Origin of the sequence: Streptomyces sp. NPDC026092 (genome assembly GCF_040638605.1) — a bacterium.
Classification (GTDB): domain Bacteria; phylum Actinomycetota; class Actinomycetes; order Streptomycetales; family Streptomycetaceae; genus Streptomyces.
Map to the genome: position 1 here is coordinate 79,737 of NZ_JBEZYN010000028.1, position 11,829 is coordinate 91,565.

The 11,829-nt window shown below is 74.1% G+C and carries 7 protein-coding genes; all 7 read left to right on the forward strand.

The window, feature by feature from the left end:
• Genes AB0F56_RS32505 through AB0F56_RS32535 form a run of 7 tightly spaced genes read left to right on the forward strand, consistent with a single transcriptional unit; the run spans position 1 to position 11,653 of the window.
• A complete protein-coding gene (locus AB0F56_RS32505) occupies positions 1-3,819 on the forward strand; it encodes a beta-ketoacyl synthase N-terminal-like domain-containing protein (protein ID WP_362016318.1) in 3,819 nt (1,272 codons plus the stop codon).
• Positions 3,816-5,264: an MFS transporter gene (locus AB0F56_RS32510; RefSeq protein WP_362016320.1), complete on the forward strand. Its 1,449-nt coding sequence runs from the start codon at positions 3,816-3,818 to the stop codon at positions 5,262-5,264. Before AB0F56_RS32505 ends, AB0F56_RS32510 begins: the two co-directional genes overlap by 4 nt.
• Positions 5,261-6,562 (forward strand): cytochrome P450, encoded by a 1,302-nt coding sequence (locus tag AB0F56_RS32515; protein WP_362016322.1) that lies wholly within the window; start codon positions 5,261-5,263, stop codon positions 6,560-6,562. Before AB0F56_RS32510 ends, AB0F56_RS32515 begins: the two co-directional genes overlap by 4 nt.
• Position 6,563: 1 nt before the next feature.
• On the forward strand, positions 6,564-7,310 hold the full coding sequence (locus AB0F56_RS32520) for an alpha/beta fold hydrolase (protein ID WP_362016324.1): 747 nt from the start codon (positions 6,564-6,566) through the stop codon (positions 7,308-7,310).
• Positions 7,301-8,125 (forward strand): SDR family oxidoreductase, encoded by an 825-nt coding sequence (locus AB0F56_RS32525; RefSeq protein ID WP_362016326.1) that lies wholly within the window; start codon positions 7,301-7,303, stop codon positions 8,123-8,125. Before AB0F56_RS32520 ends, AB0F56_RS32525 begins: the two co-directional genes overlap by 10 nt.
• A gap of 56 nt (positions 8,126-8,181) precedes the next feature.
• Positions 8,182-10,905 (forward strand): amino acid adenylation domain-containing protein, encoded by a 2,724-nt coding sequence (locus AB0F56_RS32530; RefSeq protein WP_362016328.1) that lies wholly within the window; start codon positions 8,182-8,184, stop codon positions 10,903-10,905.
• A complete protein-coding gene (locus tag AB0F56_RS32535) occupies positions 10,898-11,653 on the forward strand; it encodes a 4'-phosphopantetheinyl transferase superfamily protein (protein WP_362016330.1) in 756 nt (251 codons plus the stop codon). The genes AB0F56_RS32530 and AB0F56_RS32535 overlap by 8 nt, the downstream gene beginning before the upstream one ends.
• The last annotated feature ends 176 nt before the right edge of the window (positions 11,654-11,829 follow it).

The window sequence follows — 11,829 nt, forward strand, 5'->3', positions numbered from 1 at the left end:
ATGTCCCTCGAAGACGCCGTCGCCGTCGTCGGCATGGCCTGCCGGCTGCCCGGCGCGCGCGATGTCCGCGCCTTCCGCGCCCTGCTCCGCGCGGGCCGGGACGGCATCAGCCGCCCCACCCGTGAGGAGCTGCTCACCCGCGGTGTGGACCCCGCCTACGCGGGCCGGGAGAACTTCGTACCGGCCATGGGCGTCATCGAGGACTCCCGCCGCTTCGACTGGTCCTTCTTCCGCTACAGCCGGGCGGAGGCGGCCGCGATGGACCCGCAGCAGCGGGTCTTCCTGGAGTGCGCGGCCACCGCCGTCGACGACGCAGGTCTCGATCCCGTACGGTTCCGCGGCCGCGTCGGCGTCTACGCGGGCGCCGACCGCTCGGGCCCCGGCCGGAACGACGCGGCCTTGAGCGAACTGGCCCGGTACATCGGGCGGGAGAAGGACTTCGTCGCCACCCGGGTCGCGTACAAGCTCGGCCTGCGCGGGCCCGCGATCACCGTGCAGACCGCCTGCTCCACCTCGCTGACCGCCGTCCACCTCGCGGTGGGCGCGCTGCGCGGCGGCGAGTGCGACGCGGCCCTCGCGGGCGGCGTCACCGTGATGCCGGCCGGTGAGTGGGGGTACCTGTTCGAGCCCGGCGGGATCCTGGCGCCGGACGGACACTGCCGCCCCTTCGACGCCCGGTCCGCCGGGACCGTGCCCAGCGAGGGCGTGGGCGTGGTCGTGCTCAAGCGGCTCGCCGACGCCCTGCGCGACGGCGACCGGATCGCCGCCGTCATCGCGGGCACCGCCGTCAACAACGACGGCGCGGACAAGATGGCGTACACCGCGCCCTCGGCCGGCGGCCAGAGCGAGGTCATCCGCGCCGCCCTCGACGCAGCGAGGCTCCCCGCGACCGCGATCGGACACGTCGAGGCGCACGGGACGGCGACCCAACTGGGCGACCCCATCGAGGTGCAGGCGCTCACCGAGGTCTTCGGCCCGGCGGGCGAGGGCCTGAGCGCGGGCCGGGGCGAGGGCCTGGAGGCGGAGACCGGCTGGTGCGCGCTCGGTGCCGTCAAGGGCAACATCGGGCACACCGGCGCGGCGGCGGGTGTGACGGGCCTGATCAAGACGGCCCTGATGCTGGAGCACCACGAGATCTACCCGACCGCGCACTACACGTCCGCCAATCCGCTGCTCGAACTGGAGCGTTCGCCGTTCCGCGTGACCGATGCGCTCGTCCCGTGGGAGTTGCGCGCGGGCCAGGAGCGGCGGGCCGGAGCGGTGAGCTCGTTCGGCGTCGGCGGCACCAACGCGCACGCGGTGCTGACCGAGGCGCCGACGGTCGCGCTGTCGCGCCGGCGCGCCGGGGGGCGCGTCGGCGGACCGCGTCTGCTGCCGCTGTCCGGGTACAGCCCGGCCTCGCTGGCCCGCTTGGACGAGGCGCTGGCGGACCGTTTCGACACCGACGCGTCCTCGGTGCCCGAACTCGACGCGGTGGCATGGACCTTGTCCGGGCGCCGCGTCCACAAGCACCGCCAGGCCGTGGTCGTCCGCGACCACGCCCACGCGGCGGAGGCGCTGCGCGCGGCGGCCGGTGCGGCGGCGGACCGGCCCGGCACCGCGGGCCGGTTGGGCAAGGTCGCCTTCGTCTTCCCGGGCCAGGGCACCCTCAAGAGCGCCGCCGGCGAGGCCGCGTACCGGCTGCTGCCGGAGTTCCGCGCGGCCTTCGACGAGATCCGCAAGATCGCGTACGACGACTGCGGCGTTGACCTGAACCCGGTGATCGTCCCGGGCTCGCTCGACGACCGGTCGGTCGATGACGGGTCGGTCGATGACGGGTCGCTCGATGACGGGTCGGTCGGCGACGACTGGTACGCGGACACCGTCCACCAGCAACTCGGGCTCTTCGCCCTGGGCTTCGCCTTCGGGCGCCAGCTGGGCGCGTGGGGTGTCACCCCGCACGCCATGCTCGGCAACAGCATCGGCGAGTACGCCGCCGCCGCGCTCGCCGAGGTGTGGAGCCTGCCCGACGCCGTCGGCCTGGTCCACCGGCGGGCCGTGGCCATGCGCGACGCCGACCCCGGCCGGATGGCCGTGGTCGAGGTGGCCCCCGCCGACGTCGAGGCCCGGCTGCCCGTCGACTCCGGCATCACCGTCGCCGTACGCGGAAACGGTTCGGCGGTCCTCTCGGGCCCCGAGGCCGCGATGGACTCCCTTCTCGCGGGGGACGCGCTCACCGGACTGCGCGTCACCCCCGTCCACACCCGGCGGGCCTTCCACTCGCCGGCCATGAACTCGGCAGCCGAGGCGGTGCGGGACCATCTGTCGTCGATGCCCGCCCGCCCGCCACGGCTGCCGTACATCTCCAACACCACGGGCGACTGGGCCGATCCCGAGGCCGTGGTCACCCCCGGCCACTGGGCCGAGCACCTGCGCGAGCCGGTCCGGCTCGACGCCGGCAGCGCCACGCTGCTGGCCGCCGGCTGCACGACGTACCTGGAGCTGGGCCCCGGCGGCTCGATGACCGGCTCGCTGCGGGTCGCGCCCGCCTGGAACCCGCGCCACCGGACGGTACGGCTCGCCCCGGGCGGCCGGGTCGAGACGGAGACCGGGCTGCTCGACGCGATCGGCGCGCTCTGGGAGCTCGGCGTGGACCGGGCGCTCGACACGGTCCTGGAGACCCGGTACGCCGACCCCGAGGACCGCCCCGTCCGCTGCTCGCTGCCCGCGCACCCGCTCCTGGGCGAGGACCCGGACCCGGCCCCGGAGGCGGGACGGGAGACGGGACCTGACCAGGGCAGCGCGACGGCGGGTGCGGTCGCGAAGGCTCCGGTGGCGAAGGCCGCCGTGGCCGCCGGAGGCCCGCGACCCGCCCTCGAAGAGATCTGGCGGCAGACCCTCGGCGTCCCGGCCGTCGGGGACGGTGACGACTTCTTCGTGCTCGGCGGCGAGTCGCTGCTCGCCCTCGCGCTCACCACCGCCGTCCGCGAACGGCTCGGCGCGGAGGTCTCCGTCACCGAGTTCGCCCTGAAGGGCACCTTCGCCGGACTCGTCGAACTCGTCGAGCGGCGGCTGCCCGGCAGCCGGACCGACCCCGTCACCGCGCTGCCCCCCGGCGTGGCCACCCTGCGGGAAGGCACCGGACGCCCGGTCTTCCTCGTCGCGGACGCCCTCGGAAACGCCCTGCCCTACCGGGAGTTGGCCGCACGGCTCGCCCCGGAGGGCGACCGCCCGGTCCTCGCCCTGGAGCGGCCCGCGTCCCGGGGCGGCACGATCCGCTCCCTCGCCGCCGCGCACGCCCGCACCCTGCTGCGGGCCCAGCCGGCGGGGGCGTACACGCTCGGCGGCTGGTCCTTCGGCGCCGTCGTCGCGCAGGAGACCGCCCGGCTGCTCATCGGCCACGGGCGGGAGGTGGACGTCCTGGTCTCCCTCGACGGCTACGTCCCCGACACCCGTCCGCTCCCCGTCGCCGCGGCCCCCGACTTCCTGCTCGGCGGGGTACGGGCCGGCCTCGACACCCTGCTCCGCGTCGGCCCGACCGCCGGAACGTTCCGCCGCGACCCCGAGGCGCGCCGCCGGTTCCTGGCCGGCCAGGCCGCCGTACTGGCCCACCGGCCGGGCCCGGTGGACTGCCCGGCCGTCCTGTTCAAGGCGGACGCGGACCCGGGAGCGGCCGCCCGGCTGGCGCGGCGCCTGGCGGGGCTCTACCCGGCGGGGCTGCGCGTGGTCCCGGTCGCCGGCGACCACTGGTCGATGCTGCGGGCCCCGTACGTCGACGAACTCGCCGCCCGCCTCGACGAAGTACTCACAGAGGAACCCAAGGAGAGGAAGGACTCATGACGGTCTCGCAGACACCGCCCGGCAGTGCGGCGGACGAGGCGACGGCGTCGCCGGACGAACAGGAGCTGCGAGAGCAGACGAGCAAGGAGACCAAGGGGGAGACCAAGGGCAAGCAGGAGCCCGCCGAGAAGCCGCTCCTCAAGAACCGCGACTTCCAGGCGCTCTGGACCAGCGAGGCCTTCGCCGCGCTCGCCAAGGAGACCGCGGAGGTGGCGTACCCGCTGCTCATCCTGGCCTCCTCCGGATCCGCCTTCTACGCGGGCGCGGTCGGCTCGGCGCAGCTCATCACCGCCAGCCTGATGTCGATCCCCGGCGGGACGCTCGCCGACCGGGTGGACCGCCGGCTGCTGATGATCATCTGCAACCTGGTCCGGGTCGTCCTGCTCGGCGTCTTCAGCCTGCTGGTCTTCGCCGACCAGACCCACCCCGTCCTGGTCTTCGCCGTCGCCGTCGGCTCGGCCGCCTGCCTGGGCATCTCCAACCCCACCGGACTCGCCGCCATCAAGCAGCTGGTCCCGCCCTCCCAGCTCACCCAGGCCACCGCCCAGAACCAGATCCGCTACTTCGCGGCGACCATGGGCGGCCCGCCCGTCGGCGGCGCGCTGTTCGGTGTGGCGCGCGCGTTCCCGTTCCTGAGCGCCTCGATCGGCTTCCTCGTCTCCACCGTCCTGTTGCTCTTCATCCGCAAGCCGATGAAGGTCGAGCAGATCACCCCGGGGGAGAAGCGCAACACCGCCGAGGGCTTCAAGATCCTGGCCAACCAGCCGGTCCTGCGCCTGCTGATCGTCTGGATCATGGGCTCGAACATGGCGTTCACCCACTCCGGCGTCTTCCTCGCCCTGATCGCCACCGCCGAGAGTCGGGGCGCCTCCGCGAGCTTCACCGGCATGCTGCTCTCCATCGCCGGCATCGGCGGACTGGTCGGCTCGCTCGTCGCGGGACCCGTCATCAAGAAGGTCGCCCCGGCGAAGCTCTTCCTGGCCGCCGCCTGGATCGGGCCCGTGGCCGCGATCCTGCTCGCCAACGTCTCCGGGCTCATCCCGCTCGGCATCATCGTCGCCTGCGTGTTCCTGCGCGGCCCCATCACCAGCGCGCTCTTCCTCGCCTACCTCGCGGCGATGGTGCCCGACAAGGCGCAGGGCCGGGTCCTCGGCGCGGTGATGTTCATGTCGATGATCGCGGCCCCGATCGGCGTCTTCGCCATCGGCACCGTCTTCGAGGCGGCGGGACCGGTCTGGGTGTTCACCATCATGGCCGTCGTCTCCGGCCTGGCCGCCCTGCCCACCCTCAGCCCGCGCATCCGCAACCTCGCGCCCCCGGAGGCGTACGCGGACACGGCGCTCGCCGACACGGCACCGCCCGCCGACGCCCCCACTTCCGAGAGTTCCGAGAGTTCCGAGAATTCCGAGAGCAAGCGTTCCGACAAGGAAGGAGAAACCCGATGACCACCGAGCTGCCCCGCACCACGGACCAGCTGCCCCCCGAGTTCTTCACCGCCCCCGAGGGCAACGACCTCCACACCCCCAACGCCAAGCTCCGCGCCAGCGGTTGCCCGGTCCACGCGATCAACTACCCGGTGGGTGGCGAGGGTTACGTCGTCGCCGACTACGAGACCACGCTCAAGGCCTTCAGCGACCCGCGCCTGTCGAAGCAGATCGACAACGCCCCCGCCTGGTTCAGGGACCTCGTCAAGGACGCCAGTCCCGTACTGATCCGCAACATGCTCACCGCCGACCCGCCGGAGCACACCCGGCTGCGCAAGCTCGTCAGCCGGGCCTTCGTACCGCGCCGGATGGAGCTGCTCCGCCCGCGCATCCAGGAGATCACCGACGAGCTCATCGACGACCTGCCCGAGCACGGCGAAGTGAACCTGATGGAGTTCGCCTTCTCCCTGCCGATGCGCGTCATCTGCGAGTTCCTCGGCGTCCCGGTCGCCGACCGGCCGCAGCTGCACAGCTGGGGCAACTGGCTCAGCGGCGCCCCGTACCCGGACGCCGAGTCCAACGAGAAGCTCAAGGACGCCAGCGAGAACATCGAGCGCTACCTGCTCGACCTGCTCGCCGACCGGCGCGCCGACCTCGGCGACGACCTGGTCAGCATCCTGCTGCGGGCCGCCGACGAGGAGGGCCGCTTCACCAACGACGAGCTGGTCTCCACCCTCGTCCTGCTGATCATCGCCGGTCACAAGACCACCGCCAACCTCATCGGTAACGGCGTCCAGGCCCTGCTCACCCACCCCGACCAGCTCGCCCTGCTCCGCTCCCGGCCCGACCTGGCCGGCTCGGCGGTCGAGGAGTTCCTGCGCTTCGAGTCCCCCGTCTACCGCGGCACCCTGCGGGTCGCCGCCGAGGACATGGAGATCGGCGGCTGCCCGATCCCCAAGGAGGCCTTCGTCCACCTCCTCATGGGCTCTGCCAACCGCGACCCCGAGGCCTTCGAGGACCCGGACCGGCTCGACATCACCCGCACCGCCAACCGCCACCTCGCCTTCGGCCAGGGCCCGCACTTCTGCGTCGGCGCGCCGCTCTCCCGGGTCGAGGGCCAGATAGCCTTCACGACCCTCCTGCGCCGCCTGCCCGGCCTGCGCCTGGCCGTGCCCGCCGAGGAACTGGAGTGGCTCTTCGACAACTCCACCAGCCGCGGCCTGGTGAAGCTGCCGGTCACCTACGACGTCCGCCTGCCGGCCGACGCGCCCGCGCCCGAGCCCGCGCCCACCGCCGCCGACCAGACCGGGGAACACTGACATGTCCGACCGCACGACCCTCGTCTGCCTGCCCTTCGCCGGCGCCGGAGCCTCCTTCTACCGCCCCTGGCAGCGCCACGCCGAGCCCCTCGGCCTCGACGTCCTGCCGCTCCAGCTCCCCGGCCGTGAACGCCTCATCGACGAGGAGCCGTTCCGCGACGCGCACGCCGCCGCCGACGCCCTCCACGCCGACCTCCTGACAGCCCTCGCGGCCGATGAGGCCCGCCCGCGCCGCGTCGCCCTCTTCGGCCACAGCCTCGGCGCGGTCCTCGCGTACGAGCTGGCCCGCCGGCTCGCGGCCACCCCGGACGTCCACCTCGTACGGCTCTTCGCCAGCGGCTCCCCGCACCCGGCCGAGCCGCGCGCCGCCCGCGCCACGGGCCTCGACGACGACGCGTTCCTGGCGCGCGTCAACGAGTTCGCCGGATACGCGGACGAGGCTCTGGACGACCCCGAGCTGCGCGAGCTGGTCCTGCCCACGCTCCGCGCCGACGTGGAGATGCACGAGTCGTACGTACCGTCCGACGACCGGAGCCTGTCGGTCCCGGTCACCACCCTGCGCGGCACGGCCGACACCCTCGTCCGCCGCTCCGAGGCCGAGGCGTGGGACCGGACCACGGACGCCGGGCACCGCCACGTCGAGCTGGACGGTGGCCACATGTACCTCATCGAGTCGGCGCCCGAACTGCTCCGGATCGTCGCCGAGGAGCTGGCGACCTCGGCCGAGGGGGCGGAACTGTGCGTCTGACCGGCAAGACCGTCCTCGTCACCGGCGCCGCCCGGGGCCTCGGCCGGGCCACCGCCGTCGCCTGCGCCGCCGAGGGCGCCGACCTCGCGCTGCTCGACCTCTGCGAGGACCTCGACGGCGTGCCGTACCCGCTGGGCACCCGTGGCCAGCTGGAACACACCGCGACCCTCTGCCGCAAGAACGGCGCCGCCGTGCTCACCGCCGCCTGCGACGTCCGCGACCTGGCCTCCGTGGAGGCCGCGGTGGCCCTCGCCGAGGACCGCTTCGGCCGGATCGACGCCGCCGTCAACAACGCGGGGATCGCGGCCCCTTCGGGCCGTCCCGCGCACGAGATCGGCGAGGACGAGTGGGCGTTGATGATCGACGTCGACCTGTCCGGCGCCTGGCGGGTGATCCGTACGGTCGCCGGGGCGATGAGCGCCCGCCGCTCCGGCTCCATCGTCAACATCTCCTCGACGGCCGGCCTGGTCGGCTACCGGCACTTCGCCGGCTACGTCGCCGCCAAGCACGGCCTCATCGGACTGACGAAGGCCGCCGCGCTCGACTACGCGCCCACCAAGGTCCGGGTCAACGCCGTCTGCCCCGGTTCGGTGCGCGACGACTCGACCGCCGAGGGCCGGATGCTCGCCGAGATCGCCCGCGCCCTGGAGGTGGAGGTGGGCGAGCACGAGCAGACGTTCACCGAGGCGCAGCCGATGAACGCCCTGATCGAGCCCGAGGACGTGGCCGCCGCCGTCGTCTACCTCGTCTCGGACGACGCCCGCCAGGTGACCGGCTCCGTGATGACCGTGGACGGCGGCTTCACCGCGCGCTGACCCGCGCGGGACCAGCAGTTGTGACCGTTGTGAGAGTTGAGAGGGAGGACACCCCCATGGTGGGTGAGCGTTGCCACGCCCTACGGGTCCGGCTGAGCAGTCGGGTGACCGCCGCCGAGCTGACCGCCCGCCTGGGCGCGGCGAGCCCCTGGCGGCTGTGGGTGGAGGACGTCGCCGCCGGTTCCGACGAGCCGGCGGCCCTGCGCCGCCGACGGACCGAGCTGAACCGGCCGACCCCGGCCGTCCGGTGCGTGCTGCTGCGCCACGAGGACGGAGTCGAGGACCTGATCCTCGTCGCCGACCGCTCGGTGCTCGACCGGAACGGCCTCACCCGCCTGGCCGCAGGCCTGGTCGACGGGGCAGCGATTGAGGGTGCCACGGCGGCCGGTTCCGAGGCCGCCGCCACCCCCGTCGTCGGCGGCCCCGCGCCCGACTGGGGCGGCGGTACGAGCGGTGCCACCGCCTGGGAGACCCGCTCCCTGGACCTGCCCGCCGGGGCCGACCCGTCCGCGCTGCGCGCCGCCCTCGCTCTCACCCTGCACCGCTACGACGGCCACGGCGCCACCGGCGACATCACCCTCGCCACCGACCGGCGCGGAGCCCTCGCCCACGCGATCCCGGCGGACGCCACGCTCGCCTCGCTGCTCGCCGCCGTACCGTCGCCGACGGACCGCCCGGCGACCGTGGGCCTGCTCGAACCGGCCGTGGGGGAGGGCCCGTTGCCGTACGCGGGGGAGTACCTGCCCTGCCTCGCACCGCCGTTCCCGCTCACGGTCACGGTGCTCCCGGGTGAGGCAGAGGGCGGCGGCCGGCTCTGGGCCGCGTACCGCCGCAGTCACTTCTCGCCCGAGATCGTCGACGCCTTCCTGCGCCATCTCGCCCACGTCCTGCGCCAGTTCGGCGAGACCCCGGTCCTCCGGGCGGACGAGGCCGAACTCCTGGACGCCGCCGAGCGCGAGCGCGTCGCCGCGCTCGGCCGCCCGGACGCCGTCCTGACCGGCACGCCGGAGCGGCTCACGGACGCCTTCGCTCGGGTGGCGGCTGCCCGCCCGGACGCCCCGGCGGTCGGCGACGGCACGACGACCCTCACGTACCGCGAACTCGACGCCCTGGCCGACCGGTTGGCCCGTGGTCTCGTGGCGCGCGGAGTCGCGCCCGGCGACCGGGTCGGCATCTGCCTGGAGCGCACCAACGAGATCGTCGCGGCCATGCTCGGCGTCCTCAAGGCGGGCGCGGCATACGTCCCCACCGACCCGGCCTACCCGGCCGACCGCCTCGCCCACACCGCGCAGGACGCGGGACTGGACCTTGTGATCACCCGGCACGCGGAGTACCCGGCGGACGCGGGTACGCCCGTCACGCCCGACGACCTCCTGGCGAGCGCGCCGGATGAGTCGGTCGAACTGCCGGGGGTCGGCGGACCGGACGAGCCCGCGTACGTCATCTACACCTCCGGCTCCACCGGCCGCCCCAAGGGCGTCGTCGTCCCGCACCGCAACGTCGGCGCGCTCATCGACGCGACCCGCGAGGAGTACGGCCTCGGCCCGGACGACGTGTGGACGTTCTTCCACTCCGGCGCCTTCGACTTCTCCGTCTGGGAGATCTGGGGCTGCCTGCTGACCGGCGGTCGGCTCGTGGTCGTCCCGTACGTCGTCTCCCGCGAGCCCGAGGAGTTCCGCGACCTGCTGCGCCGCGAGGGCGTCACCGTCCTCAGCCAGACGCCGTCCGCCTTCTCCCAGCTCCTGGAGACCGACCACGCGGCGCTCGCCGTACGGCTCGTGGTCTTCGGCGGCGAGCCGCTGGACGCCCGGATGCTGCTGCGCTGGTTCGACCGGCACCCCGAGGACGAGTGCCGCATGGTCAACATGTTCGGCATCACCGAGACCACCGTGCACGTGACCGCGCAGACGCTGACCCGCGAACTGGCCCTCGCGGGCTCGAAGTCCGTCGGCCCGGCGCTGCCCGGCTGGCACCTGTACGTGACCGACGCGCGCGGCCGGCTCGTCCCGCCCGGCGTGACGGGCGAGATCCGCGTCGGCGGCGCGGGCGTGGCCCTCGGCTACCTGGGGCAGCCCGAGCTCACGGCCGCCCGCTTCACCGCCGACCCGTACGCGGAGGGTCGCCAGTACCACAGCGGCGACCTCGGCCGGCTGCGCCCCGACGGCACCCTCGAACACCTGGGGCGCATCGACAGCCAGGTGAAGATCCGGGGCTTCCGCATCGAGCTGGACGAGATCCGTTCCGTCCTCCTGGAGGACCCCGACGTCCGCGCGGCGGCCGTGGTGGTCCGCCGCGACGACCCGTCCGACCCGGCGACCGCCCGCCTCGACGCGTACGTCGTCCCGGCGGACCTCGACGCCGCGGGGGTACGGAAGCGGGCCGCGACCGTCCTGCCCGCGTACATGCTCCCGGCGACCGTCACCCCGCTCGACTCCCTTCCGCTGACCACCAACGGGAAGCTGGACGCGGCACGGCTGCCGGAGCCGACCCGGACGGCGACTCCGCCTGCCGCGGCAGCGGCGACCAACGAGGGCGCGAGCAAGGCGGCCGTGCTCCAGGAGGTGTGGTCGGCGATGCTCGGCACACCGGTCGGCCTGGACGACGACTTCTTCGAGCTCGGCGGCAACTCCCTGCTCGCGGTACGGATCAGCGCCGCGCTGCGCGGTCGCGGACTGCCCGCCGTACCGCTGCGGGATCTGTTCCGCACGCCCACGATCCGCGAACTCGCCGGGGCGGGCGGGGCGGGCGGGGCCAGCAGGGTCGGCGGCCTCGATGGCTGACACGCTCGGCGCATTCCATCTCCGTGCCGTCTTCCCCACCCTCCACATTCCGGAGCACGCCCTCCCGGAGCCGGGCCGGCCGCCGAGGGGCGGCGAGGTGGCCCTGTGGTGGCTGGACACGGACCGGGAGATCGTCGGTGGCCACCCGGTGGCGGCCGAGGAGACGCCCCTGAGTCCCGAGGAACAGGACAAGTCGGCCCGGCTGCGCCGCCCCGGCGACCGGCACCGCTACCGGGCCGCCCACATCGGGCTGCGCCTCGTCCTCGGCGGGTACACGGGGCTCGCCCCCGAGGCCCTGGGCCTGGTCCGCGAGGACTGCCCGTGCTGCGGCGCGCCGCACGGGCGGCCCGCCCTGGCCGGCGGCGGCCCGCACTTCTCGCTCTCGCACAGCGACGGCCTCGCCCTGATCGCCGTCTCGGGGGTCCGGGTGGGCGCCGACGTCGAGGGCGTCCCGCGCCCGGCCATCACCGACGAACTCCTGCCCTCCCTGCACCCGCGCGAGCAGAGCGCCCTCCGTGCCCTGCCGGACGCGGCCCGCCCGGGGACCCTTGCCCGGGTGTGGACGCGCAAGGAGGCGTACCTGAAGGCGACGGGTGTCGGCCTCGCGTACGGCGTCGCCGAACCGTACGTGGGCGTGTCCGAACTCCCCGCCGAACTGGCCGACTTCGCCGTCCACGACGTGCCGACGCCCCTGCCGTCGTACGCGGCGGCCATCGCCCTCGCCACGGCTCTTCCTCTCCTCCCCTAAGGACATCCCATGACGCTTCTCGACCCGGCGGACACCGGTCTGTCGATCGAGCGGGCACCGACCCGCAAAGAGGTGCACAAGCTCGATCGGGTGATCATTCGGTTCGCCGGTGACTCCGGTGACGGTATGCAGCTGACGGGTGACAGGTTCACCTCGGAGACGGCGTCGTTCGGCAA

Coding starts and splice junctions, on each gene's coding strand:
- AB0F56_RS32505 (WP_362016318.1), top strand. CDS start 1: ATGTCCCTCGAAGACGCCGTCGCCGTCGTCGGCATGGCCTGCCGGCTG.
- AB0F56_RS32510 (WP_362016320.1), top strand. CDS start 3,816: ATGACGGTCTCGCAGACACCGCCCGGCAGTGCGGCGGACGAGGCGACG.
- AB0F56_RS32515 (WP_362016322.1), top strand. CDS start 5,261: ATGACCACCGAGCTGCCCCGCACCACGGACCAGCTGCCCCCCGAGTTC.
- AB0F56_RS32520 (WP_362016324.1), top strand. CDS start 6,564: ATGTCCGACCGCACGACCCTCGTCTGCCTGCCCTTCGCCGGCGCCGGA.
- AB0F56_RS32530 (WP_362016328.1), top strand. CDS start 8,182: ATGGTGGGTGAGCGTTGCCACGCCCTACGGGTCCGGCTGAGCAGTCGG.
- AB0F56_RS32535 (WP_362016330.1), top strand. CDS start 10,898: ATGGCTGACACGCTCGGCGCATTCCATCTCCGTGCCGTCTTCCCCACC.